This is a genomic window from Zobellella taiwanensis (assembly GCF_003012795.1).
Taxonomy (GTDB): Bacteria; Pseudomonadota; Gammaproteobacteria; order Enterobacterales; family Aeromonadaceae; genus Oceanimonas; species Oceanimonas taiwanensis.
This window is the reverse complement of sequence record NZ_PXYH01000001.1, coordinates 239367-264439: the sequence shown is the minus strand read 5'-3', so window position 1 is coordinate 264439 and position 25073 is coordinate 239367. Positions and strand designations below refer to the sequence as shown.

Here is a 25073-nt window from a genome sequence, read left to right as displayed (position 1 = left end):
AAGGTCGGTTGTATCGGTGCCCGGTCAGACGCCCGGCTCGACGTGCAGCCGGCGACAGGCCCGGCCGTCTTCGTGGAACAGGTGGCAGCGCTCGGGCGCAATGCCTATCTCCAGCAATTGACCTTCCTCCACCAGTTGCACGTCGTTGTGCCGGTAAATCAGGTTGCATTTGAGGGCGGGGATGCGGACGTGCATCTGGGTTTCGTTGCCCAGTTGCTCCACCACCTGTACTTCGCCGCTAAGGCGGACCGATGCCTGTTCGGCGGGCAGCAGGTGTTCGGGACGGATGCCGAGCGACATATTGGCGCCCTCCTGCACGGCGCGACCGTCCACCGGGATCCAGAAGCGGGTGTCGTTGGTACTTATCTCCACTCGCCCGGCCTCGGCGGCGGTCACCTTCACCGGCAGGAAGTTCATCTTGGGCGAGCCGATAAAGCCGGCGACGAAGCGGTTGGCGGGGTAGTGGTAGAGTTCGAGCGGCCTGCCCACCTGGGCCACCCGGCCTGCGTCCAGCACCACTATCTTGTCGGCCAGGGTCATGGCTTCTACCTGATCGTGGGTGACGTAGATCATGGTGCTCTTGAGCCGCTTGTGCAGGCGGGCGATTTCAATGCGCATCTGCACCCGCAGGCCGGCGTCCAGGTTGGACAGCGGCTCGTCGAGCAGGAACACCCGGGGTTCCGCCACCAGGGTGCGGCCGATGGCCACCCGCTGGCGCTGGCCGCCGGACAGTTCCTTGGGGCGGCGCTCCAGCAAGTGGGCCAGTTGCAGGATCTCGGCGGCGTGGTTGACCCGTTGCCGGATTTCTGCCTTGGGCGTACCGGCCAGCTTGAGTCCGAACGACATGTTGTCGGCCACCGACAGGTGCGGGTAGAGGGCGTAGGACTGGAATACCATGCCCACGCCCCGCTCCGAGGGCTGCACCTCGTTCATGCGGGTTTCACCGATCTGCAGTTCCCCCGAGGTGATATCTTCCAGCCCGGCGATCATGCGCAGCAGGGTGGACTTGCCGCAGCCGGAGGGGCCGACAAACACCACAAATTCACCGTCGCGGATGTCCAGGTCGATATCCCTGGAGATATGGACGTCTCCATATGACTTGCACACCTTGTGCAGGCTGACATTGGCCATGAATTACTCCTGTACCTTGGGCGTGACGATGGCGGCGGCGAAACCGCCAAGGTTCAATTGATGGTCGTCGCTCAGTTCGGCCTGGCCGAGGATCAGCTCCGTTTGCCAGCCGTTCGGGAGCGGGGCCAGCCGGTGCTGCTGGCGATAGGGCAGCAGGTTGAGGACCACGGTCAGTGACGGCTGCGCGCCCGCCAGTTGCACCCACAGCAGGCCGTCGTGCAGGCCGGTGGCGGCGATCCGGCCGTTGGCCACCAGCGGCTGCCGGCGGCGCCATTGCAGCAGGCGGCGGCACTGGTTGAGGGGGGACTCGGGTTCCTGCTCCTGGCGGCTGACGGCCATGGCCCTGTGCTCGGTGGCAACCCGGCGCTGCATGGGTTGCTGCGCGACCGGACTTTGCTCCGGGTATTCGACCCAGGGCAGGGGGCTGCGGTTACCCCTGGTGTCGCCCGGTTCGGCGGCGTGGGGCAGGCCCAGCTCTTCGCCCTGCCACAGGCCGATGGGGCCGGGCAGGCAGGCCAGCAGAGCCAGGTAGGGCAGGGCCACTTTGAGATCGCCGCCGCCGCAGCGGCTGACCACCCGGGTCAGATCCGGGCCACCGGTGGCCCAGACTGCCTGCCCGCCCTGTGCCCGCTTTTCCAGCCAGTGGGTCAGCCCGATGGGGCCGTGATCGACCAGGGTGCACAGGGGCAGGACCTCGCCCTCCGGCCAGGCGCGAAAGTGCCGGTTTTCCGCCAGCCAGAGCGACAGCCCGGCCTGTCGTAGCCGGATCGCAAACGCCTGCCACTGCACCTCCGGGATGCCATGCCGATCGTCCCGGCTCAGCACCAGGCCGTCCACACCCAAACGGCCGAAATAGTCCAGTTGCCGCAATACCCCGGCCAGATCGCCCTGGCCGTCGCCATCGCCATCGAAAAAATGGGCGCTGTCCACGCGATACAGGGTCGCGTTCCGGGGCAGGCTGGAGGGGCGGGTGTCGGACATGGCTCGGCTCGAAGGGGTGGTTGTCGTTGGCCTCATCATGCCCGCCGGCCGGCGGGCTGAAATCCTCCACCAACGGAAATATTGCGGGGGGAGGAGCGGGGAGGAGGAGGCCCCCAGGCCGGGGGAGGAAGTCGGGGTCGGGGCAGGGGGGGGCTGCGTTTTTTGTGATCCGCTTAACGATAACGGCACTCCCGACTGTGCGGTGAGTCACATAACCGGCGGAAGCTGTGAGCCGGCTCACCTTTTTCCGGGCGGGGGCGTAGCGGGGGGGAGGATGCCGGTACCGTCCTCGCGGCGGAAGATGCGGATAACCGGAATCCGTCATGTCCGCCCGTGATGCGACGGTTTTCGCTCTTGCAACTCCCGTCACGGATAAGGATAGGAACTATGGAAAAAGCAATGGGTAAGGTCGCCCTCGGTGTCTTGGCCGGCCTGATGATGTCATCCTCCGCTCTGGCCGCTATCGAGGAAGGCCGGCTGCTGATCTGGATCAACGGTGACAAGGGCTACAATGGCCTGGCCGAGGTGGGGCAGTGGTTCGAGCAGGAAACCGGCGTGCCGGTACGGGTGGAGCACCCGGACAAGCTGGAAGAGAAGTATCCGCAGGTCGCCGCCTCCGGCGACGGCCCCGACATCATCTTCTGGGCCCACGACCGCTTCGGCGGCTATGCCCAGGCCGGCCTGCTGGCCGAGATCAACCCCAGCCAGGCCTTCCGCAACAAGCTGCACGACTTTACCTGGGACGCGGTGAAGTTCGACGGCAAGTTCATCGGTTATCCGGTGGCGGTGGAGGCCCTGTCGCTTATCTATAACAAGGATCTGCTGGCCGAGCCCCCCGCCAGTTGGGAGGAAATCCCGGCCCTCGACACCCAGCTGCGGGCCAGGGGCAAGTCCGCCATCATGTGGAACCTGCAGGAGCCCTACTTCACCTGGCCGATGATCGCCGCCGACGGCGGTTACGCCTTCCGCTTCAACGGCGAAGGCTACGATCCCAGGGACGTGGGCGTGAACAACGCAGGCGCCCTGCGTGGCCTGCAGACGCTGGTGGATCTAGTCAACAACAAGCATATTTCCGCCGATGTGGACTACGCCATCGCCGAGGCGGCCTTCAACCAGGGCGAAACCGCCATGACCATCAACGGTCCCTGGGCCTGGGCCAATATCGACAAGGCCGGCATCAACTACGGCGTGACCACCCTGCCCACCCTCAACGGCAACCCCTCCAAGCCGTTTACCGGCATCCTCAGCGCCGGCATCAACGCCGCCAGCCCCAACAAGGAACTGGCGGTGGAGTTCCTGGAAAACTACCTGCTGACCGACGAGGGGCTGGACAAGGTCAACCGCGACAAGCCGCTGGGTGCCGTGGCCCTGCGTTCCTACCAGAAAGCGCTGTCCAGCGACCCCCGTATCGGCGCCACCATGGACAACGCCATGAAGGGTGAAATCATGCCCAACATCCCGGAAATGGCTGGCTTCTGGTATGCCGAGCGCAGCGCCATCCTGAACGCCATCAGCGGCCGACAGGACGTGAAGGCCGCGCTCGACGACGCCGCCGCCCGGATCACCAAGTAAGGAAAAACCCGCCACCGGCCACACCGGTGGCGGGCAATACCGGCGCTGGCAACTTGCGTCGTGGCCCCGCCCAACCATATCGACAGAGCGTTATCATGCAGTTATCAGAGACGACCACCCTACCTCTCAAATCTCCCGCCTGGCCGCCCCTGCTCGCCTGGCTGAAGTGGCTGTGCATCGTTGGCGTCGGCCTTGTCAATGCCTGGTTGGTGATACTGATGTACGCCCAGGGGGAGATGCTGTTTGCCATGCTGACCCTGGTGCTGGTGGGCAGCGGCCTCTACCTCTTCGCCAACCGGCGCAGCTATGCCTGGCGCTATGTCTACCCGGGGCTGGCGGGCATGGGCCTGTTCGTGCTGTTTCCGCTGCTGTGCACCATCGGCATCGCCTTTACCAACTACAGCGGCAAGAACCAGCTCAGCCTCGAGCGGGTGCAGCAGGTGCTGCAACAACAGCGCTTTCAGAGCGGCAGGGATCTGGGTTTTGCCCTGTACGAAACGGACGAGGGCCAATGGCGGCTGTGGCTGACCGACGACGACAGCGGCGACGCCTACCTGAGCGACGCTTTCACTCTGGCGGCGCCGCCGCCGGCGCCCCTGGGCGCGAGCCCGGCCCACGAGGCGCCGGCCGGCGAGGCGGCGCCTATCCGGGTGATCACCCAGCACCGGGCCGCGCTGTCCGCCCTGGCGGTGGTCCTGCCAAACGGTGAGCGGCTCACCATGAGTTCGCTGCGCCGCTTTGCCGCGAGCGAGCCCGTCTATGTGCCGGAAGGCGAGCTGGTGCTGCTCAACCGGCGCAGCGGAGAGCGGCTGGCGCCCAATTTCGACACCGGTTTTTACCAGCCCATCGACGAGGGGGGCCACTTCGTGGGCGAGCCGGTCAGCCCCGGCTTTACCGTGGTGATCGGCTGGGACAACTTCCTCCGGGTGCTCCAGGACAAGGGCATCCAGGTGCCCTTTATCTCCATCTTCATCTGGACGGTGCTGTTTTCCGGGCTGACCGTGTTTTTCACCCTGGCGGTGGGCATGGTGCTGGCCTGCCTGGTGCAATGGGAGCCGCTCCGGGGCAAGGGCACCTACCGGCTGCTGCTGATCCTGCCCTATGCGGTGCCGGCCTTTATCTCCATCCTGATCTTCAAGGGCCTGTTCAACCAGAGCTTCGGCGAAATCAACATGCTGCTCTCGGGTCTGTTCGGCATCAGTCCCGACTGGTTCACCGATCCCCTGCTGGCCAGGGCCATGCTGGTCATGGTCAACACCTGGTTGGGCTATCCCTACATGATGATATTGTGCATGGGGCTGCTGAAGGCCATTCCCGAGGATTTGTACGAAGCCTCGGCCATGGACGGCGCCGGCCCGCTGGACAACTTCCTGCGCATTACTCTGCCGCTGCTGCTGAAACCGCTCACGCCGCTGTTGATTGCCAGCTTCGCCTTCAATTTCAACAACTTCGTCCTGATCCAGCTGCTCACCAACGGGCGCCCGGACATGATAGGCACCACCACCCCCGCGGGCTATACCGACCTGCTGGTGAGCTACACCTACCGCATCGCCTTCGAGGGCTCGGGCACCCAGGACTTCGGCCTGGCCGCCGCCATCGCCACCCTGATCTTCCTGCTGGTGGGGGCCCTGGCCGTGCTCAATATCAAGGCCAGCAAGCTGGAACTGAGCGAGAAATAACCCAAGGAGCAACACCATGGCTATGGTCAGACCAAAATCGATGCGTTACCGGGTATGGGCCGCCCACGCTGGGCTCATCGCCTTCTGTGCCCTCATCATGTTCCCGCTGCTGGTGGTGGTGGCCATTTCCTTTCGCAGCGGCAACTACGCCACCGGCGAGCTTATTCCCAGCAATCCCTCGCTGGAACACTGGAAGCTGGCGCTCGGCATCGCCGTCACCCATGCGGACGGTACCGTCACGCCGCCGCCCTTTCCGGTGCTGCTGTGGCTGTGGAACTCGGTGAAGATCGCCGTGATCTCGGCGCTCGGCATCGTGGCCCTGTCCACCACCTGCGCCTACGCCTTTGCCCGGCTGCGTTTTCGCGGCAAGGAAAGCTTGCTCAAGGGCATGCTGATCTTCCAGATGTTCCCGGCGGTGCTGTCGCTGGTGGCCCTTTATGCCCTGTTCGACCGTATCGGGCTTTATGTTCCCTTTCTCGGGCTCAATACCCACGGCGGGGTGATCTTCGCCTATCTGGGTGGCATCGCCCTGCACGTGTGGACCATCAAGGGCTATTTCGAGACCATAGACCGCTCCCTGGAGGAGGCGGCGGCCCTGGACGGCGCCACCCCCTGGCAGGCGTTCCGGCTGGTGCTGCTGCCGCTGTCGGTGCCCATTCTGGCGGTGGTGTTCATCCTTTCCTTTATCGCCGCCATCACCGAGGTGCCGGTGGCGTCGCTGCTGCTGCGCAATGTCGAGAACTACACCCTGGCGGTGGGCATGCAGCAGTACCTCTATCCCCAGAACTATCTGTGGGGCGACTTCGCCGCCGCCGCCGTGCTCTCTGCCATTCCCATCACGGTAGTGTTTTTGCTGGCCCAGCGCTGGCTGGTGGGCGGTCTGACCGCCGGCGGCGTGAAGGGATAGGGCGGTATCGGCAGGGCGGGTCTTTTGGCCGGCGGTTACGGAATGGGCCGGCCGTCAATAAAACGGAAAGCCGGTCATTGACCGGCTTTTTGCTATTCGGGGGGAAGATCCCTGCCTCTGGGCTGACCCTTTCAGTTTCCGGCTTCAGCCTTTATCTGCCGGTTCTGATAAGGGGTGGCGGGCGCTTCGTCACCGTTCATCTCGCGCTCAATCTGCTCGCGCTCGCGGGCCTCGTCCTGCAGGGATTTGCGGGGCAGGGCCATGTTCAGGATAAAGGCCATGCTGGCGGCCACGATGACCGGCGAGCCAATCAGCATACGGGCGGTGTCGGGCAGGGCGGCGATGGCCTCGGGCACGGCATTGAGGCCCATGGCCAGGGCCACCGACAGCGCCACTATGGTGATGTTGCGGGACGACAGCTCGTCCTTCACCAAGAGCTGGATGCCGGTCATGGTGATCATGCCGAACACGATAATGGTGGCGCCGCCCAGCACCGGGTAGGGGATGGTGGTCATGACGGCCCCAAACTTGGGCAGCAGGCCGGCGATCACCAGGAAAACGGCGGCAATGCCCAGCACATAGCGGCTGATCACCTTGGTCATGGCGACAATGCCCACGTTCTGGCTGAAGGAGGCGGTGGGCAGGCCGCCGAACACGGCGCCCACCAGGGTGCACAGGCCGTTGCCGAGCAGGCCGCCGGACAGTTCCCTGTCTTCCATTTCCCGGTTCATGCCGCCGACCGTGGTGGCGGACAGATCGCCTATGGTCTGTACCGAGTTGACGATGCAGATCACCACCATGGAAATCACGGCGGAGGCGTGGAATTCAATGCCCATGGCGAAGGGGGTCGGGATCATCACCCAGGGCGCCTCGCGCAGGCTGGTAAAGTCGACCATGCCAAAGAAAAACGCCATGACGTAGCCCACCAGGATGCCGACGATGATGGCGGCCAGGCGCAGGTAGCCCCGGGCGAACTGGGAACAGCACAGCACCACCGCCAGGGTGGTCAGGCCCACCAGCCAGTTCTGGCCGCTGCCGAAGCCATCGGCGGCCACGTTGCCGCTGCCGGCCATGTATTTGATGGCGATGTCGTAGAGGGACAGGCCGATCACCAGCACCACGGTGCCGGCCACCACGGGCGGGAACAGGTGGCGGATCTGCCGGATGAAGACGCCCACCACTATCATGGCGATGCCGCCGGCGATTTGCGCGCCCAGAATGCCGGGAATGCCGTAGACGGCACCGATGGCGATCAGGCTCGGCACATAGGCGAAGCCGACCCCGAAGATGGTGGGCAGGCCGGCGCCGAAACGGCCGACCGGGTAAAGCTGCAGCAGGGTGGACAAGCCCGAAAACAGCAGGGCTATCTGCACCAGCATCATGGTTTCCTGGGCGTTGGCCCCGGCCACGCCGGCCACGATCAGCGGCGGGGTCACGGCCCCCATGATCATGGCCAGAATGTGCTGGAACGAGAGCGGCAGCGCCTTGCCGAAAGACGGCTTGCCGTAGTAATCGAATACCGACTTGCTTTGGCTGTGTTTCATTGCGATAAGTCCCTGGGTATTGCTCAAGTGAGTTGCAGCCGCCGTCCTGCCTTTTATTGTTGGGATTATCCGGCAAGGAGGCCACACCACAGTGTCCGATCCGCTGGACCGGGATTTCATGTTCGCACGGCTTGGTCGGGTCAAAAGTACCGGTTAAACATCGGGTCTAATGTATACATTTTTGTAAACATCAGATCAATATATTGTTCAAATTTGTACGCAGTGATGTGCGGCTTATCGCAGAGTTTGTGTGAGTACTGTCACCAGGAAGTGTCCGGATTGTACCGGGTTTGGGGCGGGCCCGTGCCGGAAACAGCACGGGAAGGGCGGGATCAGTAAATACGCCGGCGGATGCCGGTTCGCTCCAGGATCTTGACCGAAATCTCTTCCACCGAGTGATAGGTGGTATCGATAAAGGGGATGGCTTCCATGCGGAACAGCTTTTCCACCTGGCCGAGTTCGTAGCGGCACTGCTCGATGTCAGCATAGCGGCTGTCGGCCCGGCGCCGCTGGCGGATCTCCTGCAGCCGGTTGACGTCTATGGTCAGCCCGAACAGCTTGTGGCGGTTGGCCTTGAGCGCGGGGGGCAGGATCAGGCGGGCCATGTCCTGGTCGATAAAGGGGTAATTGGCCACCCGGATGCCGAACTGCAGCGCCAGGTACAGGCTGGTGGGGGTCTTGCCGCAGCGGGACACGCCCACCAGTATGATGTCGGCCTCGTCGTATTCCTTGGTGTTGACCCCGTCGTCGTTGTCCAGGGCATAGTTTACCGCGTCGATACGGGCGTCGTAGTGCTGCTTGTTTTCCATGCCGTGGGTGCGGTGGGTGCGCGGCTCGGCCCTGACCCCCAGTTGCTGCTCGATGGGCGCCACGAAGGTGTTGAGAAAGTCGTAGCACATGGCGTCGCTGGCGGTGATGATGTGCCTGAGACGGTCGTCCACTATGGTATGGAACACCAGCGGCTGCTTGCCGCTCTGGTGGTAGGCCTCGTTGATCCTGGCCTGCACTGCCCGCGCCTTGTCCTCGTCTTCCACGAAGGGGATGGTGAACTGCTCGAAGGGCAGGGGAAACTGGCTCAGCACCGCATGGCCGAACACTTCGGCTGTGATCGCCGTCCCATCGGAAACATAAAAAACCGTGTGCACAGGGCCTCCAGATCTCACTTTTAACATTTGTACCAGGTAAAACGTTTACCTGCTTTTTGGCGCCATTGTAGAATCATTCGGTGTGTGGGCCCACTATCCCAATAAAATTATAAGGGCCCGCTTATCCACACGGATACTAGGTGAAATACGGAAACCCCGAAAACTACTTTTGGAGACGTGGCAGTGCAGGAATACGTGATTTGGTACCAACAACTCGGCATGCATGACGTGGATCGGGTTGGCGGCAAGAATGCCTCCCTGGGCGAGATGATAAGCCAGCTGGCCGGCGCCGGCGTGTCGGTGCCCGGCGGCTTTGCCACCACCGCCTTTGCCTTTAACGAATTTCTGGAGCAAAGCGGGCTCAACGCCCGCATTCACGACCTGCTGGACCAGCTGGACGTGGACAACATCGCCGCCCTGGGCGAGGCGGGGCGCAGCATCCGCCAGTGGGTGATCGACACCCCCTTCCAGCCGGCGCTGGAAGCCGCCATCCAGCAGGCCTACGCCGAGCTGGCCGGCCAGGCCGGCAATGAAGCCTCCTTTGCGGTGCGCTCCTCCGCCACCGCCGAGGACATGCCCGACGCCTCCTTCGCCGGCCAGCAGGAAACCTTCCTCAACGTGCGCGGCCTGGACGCGGTGATGGTGGCCATCAAGCACGTGTTCGCCTCCCTGTTCAACGACCGCGCCATTTCCTACCGGGTGCACCAGGGCTACGACCACCGCGGCGTGGCCCTGTCCGCCGGCATCCAGCGCATGGTGCGCTCCGACATCGCCGCTTCCGGCGTGATGTTCACCCTGGACACCGAGTCCGGCTTCGATCAGGTGGTGTTCGTCACCTCCGCCTGGGGCCTGGGCGAGATGGTGGTGCAGGGAGCGGTCAACCCGGACGAATTCTACGTGCACAAACCGACCCTCAAGGCCGGCCGGCCGGCGGTGGTGCGCAAGACCCTGGGCTCCAAGCTGCAGAAGATGATCTACGCCAACGCCGAGGAACACGGCAAGCAGGTCGATATCAGGGAAACCAGCAAGGCAGAGCGCCGCCAGTTCTCGCTGACCAACGAGGAAGTGATGGAGCTGGCCAAGCAGGCGCTGATCATCGAGCAGCACTACGGCCGCCCGATGGACATCGAGTGGGCCAAGGACGGGGTCGACGGCCAGCTCTATATCGTCCAGGCGCGCCCGGAAACCGTGCGCAGCCGCCAGGACGCCAATGTGCTGGAGCGTTTCGCCCTCAATGAAAAGGGCCAGGTGGTGGCCGAGGGCCGGGCCATCGGCCACAAGATCGGTGCCGGGGTGGCCAAGGTCATCGACAGCATCGAGCAGATGGACGAGATCAAGGCCGGCGACGTGCTGGTGACCGACATGACCGACCCGGACTGGGAGCCGATCATGAAGCGGGCCGCGGCCATCGTCACCAACCGGGGCGGCCGTACCTGTCACGCCGCCATCATCGCCCGTGAGCTGGGCATTCCCGCCGTGGTGGGCTGTGGCGACGCCACCAGCCGCATCCGGGACGGCCAGGAAGTGACGGTTTCCTGCGCCGAGGGCGACACCGGCTTTATCTACGACGGCCGGCTCGAGTTCAAGGTGGCCACCTCGGAGGTGGGCTCCATGCCCCTGTCGCCGGTGAAGGTGATGATGAACGTGGGCAACCCGGACCGGGCCTTCGACTTCGCCCAGTTGCCCAACGCGGGCGTGGGCTTGGCCCGGCTCGAATTTATCATCAACCGCATGATCGGCGTGCATCCCAAGGCGCTGCTGGAGTACGACCGCCAGAGCCCCGAGCTCAAGCTCAAGATCGACGAGATGATTGCCGGCTACGACAGCCCGCGCGAGTTCTTCGTGGCCAAGCTGGCCGAAGGCATCTCGACCCTGGCCGCCGCCTTCTGGCCGGAGCGGGTTATCGTACGGTTGTCCGACTTCAAGTCCAACGAGTACGCCAACCTGCTGGGCGGTGATGCCTACGAGCCGGACGAGGAAAACCCCATGCTGGGCTTCCGCGGCGCCTCCCGCTACATCTCCGAGGACTTCCGCGACTGCTTCGCCATGGAGTGCGAGGCGATGAAGCGGGTACGGGGCGACATGGGTCTGACCAACGTCGAGATCATGATCCCCTTCGTGCGCACCCTGTCCGAGGCGGCCTCGGTCATCGACATCCTGGCCGAGAACGGCTTGAAACGCGGCGAGAACGGGCTCAAGGTGATCATGATGTGCGAACTGCCCTCCAACGCCCTGCTGGCGGACAAGTTCCTGGCCTACTTCGACGGCTTCTCCATCGGCTCCAACGACATGACCCAGCTTACCCTGGGCCTGGATCGGGACTCGGGCCTGGTGGCCGGCTCCTTCGACGAGCGGGACGAGGCGGTGAAGGCGCTGCTGTCCATGGCCATCCAGGCGGCGCGCAAGGCCGGCAAGTACGTGGGCATCTGCGGCCAGGGGCCCTCGGATCACGCCGACTTCGCCGCCTGGCTGGTGGAGCAGGGCATCGACTCCGTGTCCCTCAACCCGGACACGGTGATCGACACCTGGCTGTACCTGGCCGAGCACGTTAAGCACTGAGGCTCTGGTTACGCCAGCCTTCGAGGGGGAGGTTAAAGGGAACGGCTTCACGACCGATCAAATGCCATGGATGGCATCTGCCGAGCGTTACAGGGATGAACTTGAAGCGTGTCGTGAAGTTGGCCCTTTGGCCGACCCCTTGCGGAATGGACAGAGGGATCAGAATCATACCCAAAGGGCGCCTCGGCGCCCTTTTTGTTTGCGCTTCCCACCCACAGCGTTAAAATGCCCATCGCTTTTTACCCGGTCGCAGCCTACCCGGACAAAACAAGGACACAATCTATGAAAGCACTGCTGATCTGCTCCGGCGGATTTGACTCCGTCACGCTCGCTTACCGGCTGGCGGCGGACAATGCCCTCGGCGCCCTGCTGACCTTTGACTACGGTCAGCGCCACAAAAAAGAAATCGACGCCGCCCGCCTGTGTGCCGAGCGCCTCGGTGTGCCCCACCTGGTGATGGACATCGGCCATATCGGCCGTCAGCTCTCCGGCTCGGCCCTGACCGATGACATCGACGTGCCCCACGGCCACTACAGCGAAGAAAACATGAAGGTTACCGTGGTGCCCAACCGCAACGCCATCATGCTCACCATCGCCTTTGGCGTGGCCGCCGCCCGCGGCCTGGATACCGTCGCACTGGCGGTACACGGTGGCGATCACTTTATTTATCCCGACTGTCGCCCCGACTTTATTCGCCTGTTTGGTGACATGCAGGCCAAAGCGCTGGACGGCGTGGCCGAGGTGGCGCTGTTGGCGCCCTATGTGAATGCCGACAAGACCGAGATTGCCCGGGACGCGGCACGCTTCAATGTGCCGGTGGCCGAGACCTGGTCCTGCTACGAAGGCGGTGACATTCACTGCGGCCGTTGCGGCACCTGCGTGGAGCGCATCGAAGCCATGGCCCTGGCCGGCCTGGCGGATCCCACGCCCTATCAGGACGATCAGTTCTGGCGCGATGCGGTAGCGAGGGCGAAGTAATGTATACCATTAAAAAAGAGTTTCATTTCTCCGCCTCGCACCAGCTCAAGCAAATGCCCGATTGGCACCCCTGCGCCCGGCTGCACGGTCACAACTATGTGGTGGTGATCGAGCTGCAAAGCGAAACCCTGGATCAGTACGGCTTCGTGCGCGACTACCTCGAACTCAAGGCGTTCAAGGACTATATCGACGACAAGCTCGATCACCGCCATCTCAACGAGGTGCTGGGCGACGAATGTACCACCGCCGAGCGCCTGGCTCGTCATTTGTATGACTGGGCCTGCGAGCGCTGGCCCGAAGTGAGCGCGGTGGCGGTGTCGGAAACCCCCAAAACCTGGGCGGAATACCGGCCATGATCGCCATCAGCGAAATCTTCGGTCCCACCATTCAGGGGGAAGGGGCGCTCACCGGGGTGCCCACCGTGTTTGTGCGCACCGGCGGCTGTGATTTTCGCTGCAGTTGGTGCGACACCCTGTATGCGGTAGAGCCCCGCTTCAAGGCCGATTGGGCGCCCATGAGCGCCGAAGCCATCATGGCCGAGGTCGAGCGCCTGAGCGGAGGCCGGCCACTGCTGGTAACCCTTTCCGGCGGCAACCCGGCGCTGCAACCCCTGGGCGAGTTGCTGACCCTCGGCCACGCCAAGGGCTACACCTTTGCCATTGAAACTCAAGGGAGCAAGGTGCAGGACTGGTTTACCGAGCTGGATCACCTGACCCTGAGCCCCAAGCCGCCGTCCGCCGGCATGGCCTTCAGCCAGCACCGGTTCGACGCCTGTCTGGCCGCCGCCGGCGCCCACACCCAGGTCACCCTCAAGCTGGTGATTGCCGACGAAGCCGACTACCAGTGGGCGCGGGATTTTGCCGCCCGCTATCCGCAACTGCCGCTGACCCTGCAGCCCTGCAACCCGGCGCCGGCCACCCCCGACGAGCCGGAGCGGGCAACCGACCTCGACGCCCTCAACGCCCGGTTGCGCTGGCTGGTGGACAGAGTCACCGCCGATGGCTGGTTTGAGGCCCGGGTGCTGCCCCAGTTGCACGTGATCATCTGGAACAACGAACGGGGCGTGTAAGCCGAGAAATCCATTGCCTGTTTGAATCCCCTTGAATAATATGGACGTCTAAACGTCCATAGAGGGCGTTATTCGATTCAACAAGGAGTGCTTATGTCCCGTATTTCCCGCGCCCTGCCATGGCTGGCATTGTCATTGTGTTCGTTTCCGCTGCTGGCGGTGGACCAGCAGCAAAAGGAGATCGTCATCGGCACCACGGTCGGCGATTTCGCCGACATGGTGACCGAATCGATCAAACCCCAGCTGGAAGCCCTGGGTTACAGCGTGAAACTGGTGGAATTCACCGATTATGTCATGCCCAACCTGGCGCTGGCGGAAGGCGCGCTGGATGTGAACTGCTTCCAGCACCGTCCCTACCTCGAGACCTTCAGCAAGGACAGGGGACTGGAGCTGAGCCCCATCACCCAGGTGCCCACCGGACCCATGGGACTCTATTCCGGCCGGCTGGATGCCCTGGAGCAGCTGGCCAGGGGCAGTACCGTCGCCATCCCCAACGATCCCACCAACCAGGCCCGGGCCTTGCTGATGCTGGAAGACATGGGCTGGATCAAGCTTAAGAGCGGCATAGATCCCCTGCGGGCCAGCGAGTTCGATGTGGCGGAAAACCCCAAGGGCATCCGGCTGGTGCCGCTGGAGGCGGCACAGTTGCCGCGTTCGCGCCAGGATGTGGACTTCTCGGTGATCAACGGCAACTACGCCGCCTCCAGTGGCATTCCGTTCAGCGAAGGTCTCTTTCTGGAGCGCAGTTACGATTTTATCAACTGGGTGGTGGTGCGCAGCGAAGACAAGGACAAGGCCTTTGTGCAGGACGTGATTGAGGCCTATAACAGCGAGGCGTTCAAGGACTATGCCAGCAAACGCTTTGAAGGCTACAAGTACCCCGAATCCTGGCATGAATAAACCCAGAGAATTCCATATTGATGTGCATGGCCGCCGGCTGGCGGTGGTGGAGTGGGGCGACCCGAATGGCATCCCCCTGGTGGCGCTGCACGGCTGGCTGGACAACGCGGCCAGCTTTACCCCCCTGGCGCAGCGGTTGCCCGGTGTGCGGCTGATTGCCCCGGATCTGGCCGGCCATGGCCATTCCGATCACCAGGCGCCGGGCCAGCCCTATTACATCTGGGACAATGTGGCCGATGTGCTGGCCCTGCTGGACGCCCTTGAGCTGAAACAGGTGGCATTGCTGGGCCATTCCATGGGGGCCAGCGTGGCCACCCTGTTCGCCGGCGCCTTTCCCGAGCGGGTCAGCCGGCTATTTTTGCTGGACGGTCTGGTTCCTCACGATTATGCCGCCGATACCCTGCCGGAACAGCTGGCCGCCGCTCTGGAAAAGGCCAAACGCCAGCGTCGCCGTGGCCCACGCTGCTATCCGGATTTTGAAAGCGCGGTGACGGCACGCATGAACAGCCGCTGGCCGGTCAGCCGGGAAGCGGCCCGGCTGTTGCTGGCCCGGGGCATGGAGCAAACCGCTGAAGGCTGGCTGTGGCGCCACGATGGCGCACTGGTGCTGCCCTCTGTGGTGCGGCTGTGCGAGGCGCAGATCACCGCCTTTGTGCGCCGGCTGAGCATGCCGGTGTGGCTGATGATGGCAACGCAGGGCATTGGCCTGGATCGGGTAGCGCCTTGGCTTGAGTTGATCCCCGGATTGGAGCTTGAGGTGCTTGCCGGCGGCCATCACCTGCATATGGAAGAAAAGCCGGCCGGGTTGATTGCCGGCCGGCTTAATACATGGCTGGGCCGGGACTAACCCGGCCCGGCTGGTTGCTCAGTAGCCCAGGTAGGCGGCGGCCACCATCATGACCCAGCAGAGTACGTAGATGGGCACCATGATGGGCACAATGACAGGCAGCCATTGAGCGTAGGACACTCGCCCCAGCGCGAGCATGGCCAGAATGCCGCCCGCGGTGGGAATAAACAGGTTGGTCAGGCCATCGCCGATCTGGAACGCTGTGACCATCAACTGGCGGCTCATGCCGATCAGATCAGCCACCGGGATCAGTATCGGCATGGTGATCAGTGCTTGGGCCGAGCCGCTGGGAATAAACAGATTTATGATGCCCTGAATGATGCTGGTCAGCACGGCGGCCACAGCCACAGGGGTTCCCTCAAGGATGGCGCTCAGGGATTTGACGATGGTGTCAATCACGTGGGCATCCTGCAAAATTACCGGGATCGAGGCCGCCAGGCCAATCACCAGGGCGCCGGAGGTGACCGAGGCCGCGCCTTCCATCATGCGCTTGACCAGTTGGTTGGCAGTCATGCCCGATGCAAAGCCGATCACGATTGCCATCATCAGGAAGATGGCGGTAATTTCCTTGATGTACCAGCCGCGGGTGAACACGCCTGTCACCAGGATGGCCAGGCCGATCAAAAAAATACCGAGAATCGTCAGATCCTGGCGTGACAGCCGGTATTCATGCAGCGGTTTGCTCATTTCGGCCGGTTGGTCGTCATGGAACTCCATTTTGACCACGCGCAGGCAGAGATAGGCTGACAGCAAGGCCAGTGACGTCAGTACCATCAGCAGACGCAGGCTCCAGCCTGAGAACAGTGGCAGTTCGCCAATGCTCTGGGCCACACCCACGGTGTAGGGGTTGATCGGCGACAGGGCAAAACCGATACCGATGCCGCCAACGGCCATGGTAACCCCCACCAATCGGGAGCAGCCAATGGCCGCCGCCACCAGCACACCCAGCGGCACCAGGGCGATATTGTTTTCGCCACCCACGGCCACCCCGAAGAAGCCATAGATAAAGGTACCCAGCACGATGATCAGGTTGCGGCTCCGCAGGCTGTTGCCAGCACCAACCTTGTTGGCGGCCACGCCGACCATGTTTTCCAGCGCGCCCGTGCTTTGCAGCACATGAAAGAGGCCGCCGGCGATAAACACAATAAACAGAAACGGGGAGGCATTGATCATGCCCTGGGGAATGGCCAGGAACAGATCGAAGAAATGTAGCGGAGCCGTTTCCGCCAGCAACTGGAAGGAGTCGGGAATCACCCGGTTTCTGCCGTCCACGAGCTCGCGGGCGAACTCGCCAGCGGGAATGATAAAGGTCAGCAGGTATACCGCGACCAGCACCATGAAGATTAACACCATGGGATCGGGAAACTCGTTAAACCACTTGCGTTGCTTCTTATCGCTCCCGGCACGGGGGTGGGGCTGGTTCATGTCTCTCTCCTTGTTATCGCTCCCGGCACGGGGATGGGGCTGGTTCATGTGTCTCTCCTTGAAAATGAAGGGCATTGGCAATTGAACGCCATTGTCAGGGCTGTACCGACTGATCGAAATAACGGGAGATCAGCTTCACCAGAAAGGTGGCGGCGGTTTCCATACAGTCGTCGTTAAAGTCGTAATGGGGGTTATGCAGGCTGCAGGGCCCCAGCCGGGCGCCGGCCTGGTGGCCGTTGTCGCCATTACCGACCAGGAAGTAACAGCCGGGCACCTGCTCCAGAAAGTAGGCGCAGTCTTCACTGCCGGTCAGGGGGGCGGTGGGTGCCTCGACATGGTCGTTGCCGAACTGTTCCCGGGCGGTCTCGACCGCGAGGCGAGTCATGGCCGGATCATTCATCAGCACCGGGTAGCCGCGCTGGTAGTCTATGTTGCACTGGCAGTCGAAGGCTTCGGCCTGGGACCGGGCCAGGGTGCGAATACGGCGTTCTAGGGTGTCGCGCACCCCGGGATCCAAGGTGCGAATGGTGAGCTCCAGCTCGGCGGTGTTGGGGATCACGTTGGCAGAGGTGCCCGCCTGCATGCGGCCAACGCTGATCACCGAGACCAGACTGGGATCCACATTGCGGCCAACAATGCTTTGCAGGGCCAGTACGGTGGCCGCCGCCGGCAGGGTGGGATCCCGGGACAGCTGGGGCAGGGCGCCGTGACCGCCCTTGCCGACGAAGGTCAGTCTGGCGGTATCTGACGAGGCCATAAAGGCGCCTTCGCGAAAGCAGAGCTTGCCCACGGGCACACCGGGAAAGTTATGCAGGGCAAAAAGCGCATCGCAGGGAAAGCGCTCGAACAGGCCTTCTTCGAGCATGCGTTGGGCGCCGCCGCCGCCGCCCAGCTCCTCGGCCGGTTGGAAAATCAGGGTCAGGGTACCGCTGCCGGACAGCCCTTGTTCCCGCTGGCGGCGGGCCATGGTTTCGGCCACACCCAGCAGAATGGCGGTGTGGCCGTCATGACCGCAGGCATGCATCTTGCCATCGACCTGGCTGGCCCAGGGCAAGCCGGTGGCCTCTTGAATGGGCAAGGCATCCATGTCGGCGCGCAGGCCCAGGCGAAGGCCGGGCTCATCGCCCCAGCGCAGTATTCCGACGACACCAGTGATGGCAATGCCGGTATGCACTTCATAGCCCCATTCCCGCAGTTGTGCCGCGACCAGCCGGCTGGTGGAGAACTCTTCAAAACCCAGCTCCGGGTGCTGATGGATTTGGTGGCGCCAGGCCTTCATCCGCTCGAGGGCTGCTTTATCATTCGCATTCATTGTCATAATACTCACCGGCTGACACAATATTTCATCTATGGCTCGCAATAATGTCAGCCGTTGGTGATAGAAAAAAGGCAGTAATTTTTGCCTGGTGACAACTTTTGGTAATCATGTGATATGAAAGATCATCAGCTAAGGGCTCTGGTAAAAGTGGCCGAAGAAGGCTCCATTCGTGGTGCAGCCAGGGCACTTAACCTGAGCCAGAGCGCCCTGACCAAGGCGCTGCGGGAGCTGGAGGGCGATCTGGGTACCCAGTTGCTTATCCGCAGTTATCGCGGGGTTGAATTTACGCCCGCCGGCAAGACGTTGCTGAGCCGGGCACGCCTGGCCTTGTCTACCCTGGACAGGGCGCGCAATGAAATTCGCTGGTTGCGGGGGGGCGCCGGGCTCAAGGTTACCGCTGCCGTGACCACGGCCGTTGCCTCGACGGCCTTGCCAACGGTATTGAACGAGTTTGAGCGGGAATTTCCGGATGTCAGTCTGAAGTTTGTGGAAGGCATGCTGACCACGGTATTGCCCGGCCTGCTGGAAGGACACCTAGACTTTGCCATTGCCGTGGCCGAGCCGGAACAGCTGCCCTACGAGATCGCCTTCGAGCCCCTGACGCGTATCTTTTCCGAGCCGGTGGCGCGGGAAGGGCATCCGTTACTGGCCGCTACCGACTGGTCACAGATGGTGGATGCCCGCTGGGTGCTGAACCTGACCACCGGGAGTTCGGCCCAGCAGCTGGTGAGCTGGCTCGATACACAGGGAGGGTCGCTGTCACAGCGCATTGTGCATTGTGATTCGCCCTTGCTGATGGTGGAGTTGATCCGCCGTACCGATCTGGTGGGCTTTGGCCCGCGGGTATTTTTTGAGGATCCGCTGTCCGGTTGCGGACTGTCCTGTTTTGATTCTCTGCCCAGATTTCCGGCTCACGCGCTGGGCTTGCTTACCCTCAGGGGAGTACCGCTAAACTTGGGAGCGGAGCGCCTGGTCAGCCTGTTCCGACGCCGGATCACCGAACTGGAGCTGGTGCCCTCAGCTTAGAGCCAGGGGATATAAATAGAGGAGAGTGAATAACGTGCGGGGATGAAGCGAGCAGAGCTATTACAACGGCAGCGTATCCTGAGGCGGAATATTCTGTTGTTCGAGCTCTAGCTCCAGTTGTTTTTTGCGGGCGGCGGCCAGCACCCGGCGCTTGCGGTCCTGGCACAGGCGGATGACGTCGCGACGCTGGGCCGGGGTGAACGCCAGCCAGTTGAAGCGCTCTTCCCGGCTGCGAAAGCAGCCCTTGCAGTAGCCTTTGTTGTTGGCCTGGCAGACGCCGATGCAGGGGCTGGGGACATCAAAAAACTCCAGTTGCTCCATTAGCCGCCTCCCTGTTTCTGCTTTCACTGGAGCATATTCCGGTGTTTTTTACAACAAATCCCGCAGCCGGTACCAGGCCATGGCCAGCACCAGGGCCGGGGTGCGCAGCAGCCGGCCGCCGGGAAAATCCGGGTGGGGGATGCGCCCGAACAGATCGAAGCGCTCGGCCGAGCCGGCGATGGCCTCGGCCATCAGGGTGCCGGCCATGCCGGTGAGGGCGATGCCGTGGCCGGAAAAGCCCTGGGCGAAATAGACATTGCCGTCGAGGCGGCCGAAGTGGGGCGCCCGGTTCATGGTGATGCCCACATAGCCGCCCCAGGTGTATTGCTGCTTCACGCCCTGCAACTGGGGAAAGACCTGGCGCAGCCGCTTGCCCATGGCGTCCGCCAGGTTGAGGGGATCCAGCCGGGAGTAGCTGACCCGGCCGCCGAACAGCAGCCGGTGGTCGGCGCTCAGGCGGAAATAGTCGAGCACGAAGTTGATATCGGCCACCGCCATGTTGTTGCGGATAAGCTCCCGGGCGCGCGTTTCACCGAGCGGCTCGGTGGCGGTGATATAGGTGCCCACCGGCATGATTTTGCGCTCTATCTCGGGGACTATGCCCTCGAGGTAGGCATTGCCGCACAGCAGCAGGTGCCGGCAGCGTACCTTTCCCCTGGGGGTATGGGCCACCGGGGTGGCGCCCCGCTCGACGCGGGTGACCGGGCTGTGTTCGAAAAAGCGCGCGCCGGCCCCGGCCGCGGCCCTGACCAATCCCAGGGTGTAGTTGAGCGGGTGCACATGGCCGCTGTTGGGGTCATAGAGGCCGCCCAGGTAGGCATCGCTGGCCAGTTGGCCGCGCACCCGCTCCCGGCTCCACAGCTCGAGCGGCTCGTAGCCAAAGTCCCGGCGCAACTCCCGGGCCCAGCCTTCCAGCTCGGTCATGTGGCGCGGTTTTACCGCGGCGTGCAGATGGCCGTCGGCCAGATCGCAGTCGATGGCGTGTTCCCGGATGCGCCGGCGCATCAGCGTCATGGCCTCGAGGGAGATGTCCCACAGGGCCCGGCTTGCCTCCATCCCCACCAGCCGGGTGAGCTTGGCCTGATCGCAGGCGTAGCCGAAGATCATCTGGCCGCCGCTGCGCCCCGAGGCGCCCCAGCCCGCCAGCCTGCCTTCCAGCACCGCCACCTTGTAGCCGCGCTCGGCCAGGGCCAGCGCCGCCGAGGCGCCGGTAATGCCGGCGCCGACGATGCAGACATCCACCTCCAGAGACTCTTCCAGCGGCGGATAGCTCAGGGCCAGGTTGGCCGAGGCGGCATAGTAGGAATCGGCGTGCTGTTGCATAAAGGCTCCAAATGGCTAAACCAGATGTTGATACCACTGGTATTCCAGCGGGGTGACGTGCTGGTCGAACTCGGCCAGCTCGTGGCGTTTGTTGATCAGGTAGGCACGGTGAAAATCCTTGCCCAGGTACTGGGACAGCCGGTGCGACTGGGCGAAGCGATCGAGGGCATCCTGCCAGCGGTAGGGCAGCAGTTGCAAGTCGAGCTTGTTGGCGTCGCCCTGGATGGGGGCGGGGGGACGCAGTTGCTCGCTGATGCCGTGGTCGATGGCGGCGAGAATGGCGGCGACCACCAGATAGGGGTTGGCGTCGGCGCCGGCCACCCGATGCTCGAGCCGGGTGCTGCCCTTGTCGCCGGAGGGGATGCGCAGGGCCACGGTGCGGTTGTCGAAGCCCCAGCTGGCGTGCAGCGGCACATACATGTGCGGCTGCAGCCGGCGGTAGGAGTTGGCGTTGGGGGCGAACAGCGCCATGCACTCGGGCAGCATGCTGAGGTTGCCGGCAATGGCCTGGCGCAGCAGCTCGTGATCCTCGGCAAAGACATTGTTGCCGGCCTCGTCGAGCAGGCTGACGTGGATGTGCATGCCCGATCCGGCCTGGCCGTTATAGGGCTTGGCCATAAAGGTGGCATACATGCCTTCCTTGATGGCGATGGCCTTGATCGCCCGCTTGAGCAGTATCGCCTGGTCGCAGGCGGCGACGGCATCGTGCTGGTGGGTGAGGTTGATTTCAAACTGGCCCGGGGCGTATTCCGCCACCGCGTTGTCGGCGGGGATCTGCTGCATTTCGCATACTTCCGCCACCCGCACCAGAAAGTCTTCCCAGCTGTCGAGGTCGTCCAGGGAATAGACCTGGGTGTCGTGCATGCGTTCGTCGGTGCCCGGCAGTATGGGCGGCTGGGGCAGGCCGTCCGGGCCTTCCTTCTGATCCACCAGGTAGAACTCCAGCTCCACCGCCACGCAGGGCCGCAGGCCCTTGTCGAGCAGGCGCTGGGTCACCTTTTGCAGCACATGGCGCGGATCGGCGAAGAAGGGGCTGCCGTCGCTTTCTTCCATGGTCATCAGGATCTGGCCGGAAGGGGTTTTGTGCCAGGGCACCGGGGCCAGGGTGTGGGGCAGCAGCCGGCAGATGCGATCGCTGTCGCCCTGGGCGAAGCCGAGCCCGGTTTCCTCCACCGTCTGGCCGGTGATATCGAGGGCGAATACCGAGGCGGGCAGGCTGATGCCGTCGCGCAGCGCCTTTTCCAGGGCGCTGGTCTGGATACGCTTGCCCCTGAGCACACCGTTGATGTCGCACAGCATGAGGTCGACGGACTGGTAGTCACTCCAGGGGGTTTTGGGTTGATGGGGGTGGCGGGCACCCTGAGGCTTGTGCATAAGTTCTTCCTTAAACGAGCGAACCGACCGTTACCCTGTCAGGTAAGCATGAAATTGTGTGTTTAATATATGGATAATTTTGTTAAATTCGATCTCGATCCCGTTTACATTTGCGCCGGCAGACTTTTCCTTTGCGATTAATCAATTCCTATGTCTAGCATATTTTTACGCAAGTATGGACTATGCTAGCGATTGTGTTCCAAACCATGAGCCTGGGTTATGAGTGTTCAAGATCCCGAAAAGCGTGATATGGAATGGCTGCGGCTGTGGATGCAGCAACACGCCATCACCGAAGTGGAATGCCTGCTGCCGGATTTCACCGGCAACGCCCGCGGCAAGATACTGCCGGCGAGCAAGTTCCTGAAGGAAGGCGGCATGCGGCTGCCGGAGAACATCTTCCTGCAGACGGTCAACGGCGACTGGCCGGAAGACGACAATATCGACTGGACCGAGCGGGACATGGAGCTGCACGCGGACATCAATACCCCGCGGCTGGTGCCCTGGGCCAGCGAGCCCACCGCCCAGGTGATCCACGACTGTTTCGACGCCGCCGGCCAGCCGGTGGACATAGCCCCGCGCAGCGTGCTGCGCCGGGTGCTCAAGCTCTACGAGGAGCAGGGCTGGCGGCCGGTGGTGGCGCCGGAGCTGGAGTTCTTCCTGGTCAAGAAAAACGAGGACTGGGACTATCCGCTGGAGCCGCCCATCGGCCGCAACGGCCGGCCCGAAACGGCGCGCCAGTCGTTCAGCATCGACGCGGTCAACGAATTCGACCCCATTTTCGAGGACATGTACGACTACTGCGAAGCCCAGGAGCTGGAGGTGGACACCCTGATCCACGAGTCCGGCGCGGCCCAGATGGAGGTCAACTTCATCCATGGCGATGCCCTGGACCTGGCGGACCAGGTGTTCCTGTTCAAGCGCACCATGCGCGAGGCGGCGATGCGCCACAATGTGTACGCCACCTTTATGGCCAAGCCGATGAAAAACGAACCGGGCAGCGCCATGCATATCCACCAGAGCCTGGTGGATGCCGAGGGCAACAACCTGTTCGCCAACCCGGACGGCAGCCACAGCGAGCGGTTTTTGCACTATATCGGCGGCATGCAGCGTTATATCCCGAGCGCCGTGGCGCTGTTTGCGCCCAACGTCAATTCCTACCGCCGGCTGGCCTTTGGCGACTCGGCGCCGCGCAATATGGCCTGGGGCGAGGACAACCGCACCGTGGGCCTGCGGGTGCCGCGCTCGGGGCTGGCCGACCGGCGTATCGAAAACCGCTTTGCCGGCGCCGATGCCAACCCCTACCTGGCCCTGGCGGCCAGCCTGGCCTGCGGCTACCTGGGCATGATGCAACAGCTCAAGCCCACCGAGCAGGTCAAGGGCAGCGCCTATAACATGCCCTTCGGCCTGGCGCGCAGCCTGGAGGAGGCCCTGCTCGAGCTGGAACAATGCGACGAGCTGTGCCAGATCCTGGGTCCGCGTTTCGTCAACGCCTTTATTTCCGTCAAACGCAAGGAATACGAGGCCTTCTTTACGGTGATCAGCGCCTGGGAGCGGGAGTTCCTGCTGCTGAACGTGTAAGTCAAACAACGGAGTCTGTTATGCCAGAGCAACAAGGAAGTCGGCTGCAACAGCTGGACGCGGCCCATCATCTGCATCCCTTCACCGACAGCCAGGCGCTGCACCGCAAGGGCGCCCGGGTGATCGACCGGGGCGAGGGGGTCTATCTGTGGGACGCCGACGGCAACCGCATCCTCGACGGCATGGCCGGGCTGTGGTGCGTCAACCTGGGCTATGGCCGGGAAGAACTTATCCAGGCCGCCGAGCGCCAGTTGCGCCAGCTGCCCTATTACAACCTCTTTTTCCAGACCACCCATCCCAGGGCCACCGAGCTTGCGGCCACCCTGGCCGGGCTTTTGCCCGGCGACATGCAGCATGTGTTTTTCACCGGCTCGGGGTCGGAATGCAACGACACCGTGGTGCGCATGGTACGCCACTACTGGGCCGTCCAAGGCCGGCCCGAGCGCAAGGTGATCATCAGCCGGCACAATGCCTACCACGGTTCCACCCTGGCCGGCGCGTCGCTGGGGGGCATGAAGCCGATGCACGCCCAGGGCGGGTTGCCGCTGCCCGACATAGTGCACATCGACCAGCCCTACCATTTCGGTGAAGGCCAGGGCCAGGATCCGCACGCCTTCGGACTGGAGCGGGCCCGCCAGCTTGAGCGCAAAATCCTGGAACTGGGGCCCGAGCGGGTGGCGGCCTTTATCGCCGAGCCCATCCAGGGCGCGGGCGGCGTTATTATCCCGCCCGACAGCTACTGGCCCGAAATCCAGCGCATCTGCCGGCAGTACGACATCCTGCTGGTGGTGGACGAGGTGATTTGCGGCTTCGGCCGCACCGGGCACTGGTTTGCCTGCGAACACTACGGGCTTGAGCCCGACCTGATGTGCATGGCCAAGGGCATTACCTCGGGCTATATGCCCCTGGGGGCGGTGGCGGTGGGGCCAAGGGTGGCCGGCGGCCTGATTGACGGCGGCGAGTTTTTCCACGGCTTCACCTATTCCGGCCACCCGGTGGCCTGCGCCGTGGCCCTGGCCAACATAGCGGTGATGCGGGATGAAAAAATAGTCGAACGAGTCCACACTGATACGGGTCCCTACCTGCAGCAGCGCTGGGCCAGCCTGGCCGACCACCCCCTGGTCGGCGAAACCCGGGGCCTGGGCCTGGTGGCGGCGCTGGAGCTGGTGGCCGACAAAAGCGACAACCGGCGCTTCCCGGGCGAGCGGGGGGCGGGCGTGATCTGCCGTGAACACTGCTTCGGCCTGGGACTGGTGATGCGGGCGGTGGGCGATACCATGATTATCTCGCCCCCCCTGGTGATCAGCCGGGCCGAGATTGACGAGCTGGTCGACAAGGCCCGCCGGGCGCTGGATTTGACTTACCAGACACTGAATCACTGACAAGGACGGAGAAA

Annotated in this window: 21 protein-coding genes; 12 read left to right on the top strand and 9 right to left on the bottom strand. The window is 63.2% G+C overall.

What is annotated here, in order from left to right; translation table 11 throughout:
- Nucleotides 1-24: 24 nt before the first annotated feature.
- Together malK and C7I36_RS01150 are read right to left on the bottom strand one after the other, a co-directional pair.
- Nucleotides 25-1131 (bottom strand): maltose/maltodextrin ABC transporter ATP-binding protein MalK, encoded by a 1107-nt coding sequence (malK, locus tag C7I36_RS01155; protein ID WP_106451910.1) that lies wholly within the window; start codon nt 1129-1131, stop codon nt 25-27.
- A gap of 3 nt (nt 1132-1134) precedes the next feature.
- Nucleotides 1135-2112 (bottom strand): alpha-amylase family protein, encoded by a 978-nt coding sequence (locus C7I36_RS01150; RefSeq protein WP_106451909.1) that lies wholly within the window; start codon nt 2110-2112, stop codon nt 1135-1137.
- A 387-nt stretch (nt 2113-2499) separates the two neighbouring features.
- Between C7I36_RS01150 and malE the strand changes: the two genes are divergently transcribed.
- From malE to malG, 3 genes are all read left to right on the top strand, one after another.
- On the top strand, nt 2500-3684 hold the full coding sequence (gene malE / locus C7I36_RS01140) for a maltose/maltodextrin ABC transporter substrate-binding protein MalE (protein ID WP_096779290.1): 1185 nt from the start codon (nt 2500-2502) through the stop codon (nt 3682-3684).
- Between the two features lie 95 nt (nt 3685-3779).
- A complete protein-coding gene (gene malF / locus C7I36_RS01135; protein WP_106451907.1) occupies nt 3780-5363 on the top strand; it encodes a maltose ABC transporter permease MalF in 1584 nt (527 codons plus the stop codon).
- Between the two features lie 16 nt (nt 5364-5379).
- Nucleotides 5380-6270 (top strand): maltose ABC transporter permease MalG, encoded by an 891-nt coding sequence (malG, locus tag C7I36_RS01130; RefSeq protein ID WP_096779288.1) that lies wholly within the window; start codon nt 5380-5382, stop codon nt 6268-6270.
- Between the two features lie 131 nt (nt 6271-6401).
- Here the strand turns inward: malG and C7I36_RS01125 are convergent, their stop codons facing one another.
- Nucleotides 6402-7814 (bottom strand): uracil-xanthine permease family protein, encoded by a 1413-nt coding sequence (locus C7I36_RS01125; RefSeq protein ID WP_106451906.1) that lies wholly within the window; start codon nt 7812-7814, stop codon nt 6402-6404.
- A gap of 332 nt (nt 7815-8146) precedes the next feature.
- The gene (gene ppsR, locus C7I36_RS01120) at nt 8147-8959 is read right to left on the bottom strand and encodes a posphoenolpyruvate synthetase regulatory kinase/phosphorylase PpsR (RefSeq protein ID WP_106451905.1); all 813 of its coding nucleotides are present in this window, start codon (nt 8957-8959) and stop codon (nt 8147-8149) included.
- A gap of 183 nt (nt 8960-9142) precedes the next feature.
- Here ppsR and ppsA point away from each other — a divergent pair, with 183 nt between their 5' ends.
- From ppsA to C7I36_RS01085, 6 genes are all read left to right on the top strand, one after another.
- Entirely contained in the window at nt 9143-11518 is a 2376-nt protein-coding gene (gene ppsA / locus C7I36_RS01115; RefSeq protein WP_106451904.1) for a phosphoenolpyruvate synthase, read from the top strand.
- 282 nt (nt 11519-11800) lie between these two features.
- Nucleotides 11801-12496: a 7-cyano-7-deazaguanine synthase QueC gene (queC, locus tag C7I36_RS01105; protein ID WP_106451902.1), complete on the top strand. Its 696-nt coding sequence runs from the start codon at nt 11801-11803 to the stop codon at nt 12494-12496.
- Nucleotides 12496-12852, top strand: a complete 357-nt coding sequence (gene queD, locus C7I36_RS01100) for a 6-carboxytetrahydropterin synthase QueD (protein ID WP_106451901.1) — start codon at nt 12496-12498, stop codon at nt 12850-12852. Before queC ends, queD begins: the two co-directional genes overlap by 1 nt.
- Nucleotides 12849-13565, top strand: coding sequence for a 7-carboxy-7-deazaguanine synthase QueE (gene queE, locus C7I36_RS01095; protein ID WP_106451900.1), 717 nt, complete (start codon nt 12849-12851; stop codon nt 13563-13565). Before queD ends, queE begins: the two co-directional genes overlap by 4 nt.
- A gap of 93 nt (nt 13566-13658) precedes the next feature.
- Nucleotides 13659-14465: a MetQ/NlpA family ABC transporter substrate-binding protein gene (locus C7I36_RS01090; RefSeq protein WP_106451899.1), complete on the top strand. Its 807-nt coding sequence runs from the start codon at nt 13659-13661 to the stop codon at nt 14463-14465.
- Nucleotides 14458-15312: an alpha/beta fold hydrolase gene (locus C7I36_RS01085; protein ID WP_106451898.1), complete on the top strand. Its 855-nt coding sequence runs from the start codon at nt 14458-14460 to the stop codon at nt 15310-15312. Before C7I36_RS01090 ends, C7I36_RS01085 begins: the two co-directional genes overlap by 8 nt.
- Before the next feature lie 18 nt (nt 15313-15330).
- On the opposite strand, the gene C7I36_RS01080 is transcribed toward C7I36_RS01085, so the two are convergent.
- Both C7I36_RS01080 and C7I36_RS01075 read right to left on the bottom strand, forming a co-directional pair.
- Nucleotides 15331-16737 carry a YfcC family protein gene (locus C7I36_RS01080; protein WP_106451957.1) on the bottom strand — a complete coding sequence of 469 codons (1407 nt, stop codon included), beginning with the start codon at nt 16735-16737 and terminating at the stop codon, nt 15331-15333.
- A 94-nt stretch (nt 16738-16831) separates the two neighbouring features.
- Nucleotides 16832-18055 carry a M20 aminoacylase family protein gene (locus C7I36_RS01075; protein ID WP_219899571.1) on the bottom strand — a complete coding sequence of 408 codons (1224 nt, stop codon included), beginning with the start codon at nt 18053-18055 and terminating at the stop codon, nt 16832-16834.
- A gap of 114 nt (nt 18056-18169) precedes the next feature.
- Here C7I36_RS01075 and C7I36_RS01070 point away from each other — a divergent pair, with 114 nt between their 5' ends.
- On the top strand, nt 18170-19081 hold the full coding sequence (locus C7I36_RS01070; RefSeq protein WP_106451896.1) for a LysR substrate-binding domain-containing protein: 912 nt from the start codon (nt 18170-18172) through the stop codon (nt 19079-19081).
- A gap of 60 nt (nt 19082-19141) precedes the next feature.
- Here the strand turns inward: C7I36_RS01070 and C7I36_RS01065 are convergent, their stop codons facing one another.
- Genes C7I36_RS01065 through C7I36_RS01055 form a run of 3 tightly spaced genes read right to left on the bottom strand, consistent with a single transcriptional unit; the run spans nt 19142 to nt 22099 of the window.
- Nucleotides 19142-19402: a DUF1289 domain-containing protein gene (locus C7I36_RS01065; protein WP_106451895.1), complete on the bottom strand. Its 261-nt coding sequence runs from the start codon at nt 19400-19402 to the stop codon at nt 19142-19144.
- A gap of 48 nt (nt 19403-19450) precedes the next feature.
- Nucleotides 19451-20725 (bottom strand): NAD(P)/FAD-dependent oxidoreductase, encoded by a 1275-nt coding sequence (locus tag C7I36_RS01060; RefSeq protein WP_106451894.1) that lies wholly within the window; start codon nt 20723-20725, stop codon nt 19451-19453.
- Between the two features lie 15 nt (nt 20726-20740).
- Complete coding sequence (locus C7I36_RS01055) at nt 20741-22099, bottom strand: glutamine synthetase family protein (RefSeq protein ID WP_106451893.1); 1359 nt, start codon at nt 22097-22099, stop codon at nt 20741-20743.
- Nucleotides 22100-22318: 219 nt separating this feature from the next.
- Between C7I36_RS01055 and C7I36_RS01050 the strand changes: the two genes are divergently transcribed.
- Nucleotides 22319-23677 (top strand): glutamine synthetase family protein, encoded by a 1359-nt coding sequence (locus tag C7I36_RS01050; RefSeq protein ID WP_425445024.1) that lies wholly within the window; start codon nt 22319-22321, stop codon nt 23675-23677.
- A gap of 20 nt (nt 23678-23697) precedes the next feature.
- Nucleotides 23698-25059 carry an aspartate aminotransferase family protein gene (locus tag C7I36_RS01045; RefSeq protein WP_106451892.1) on the top strand — a complete coding sequence of 454 codons (1362 nt, stop codon included), beginning with the start codon at nt 23698-23700 and terminating at the stop codon, nt 25057-25059.
- Nucleotides 25060-25073 lie beyond the last annotated feature (14 nt).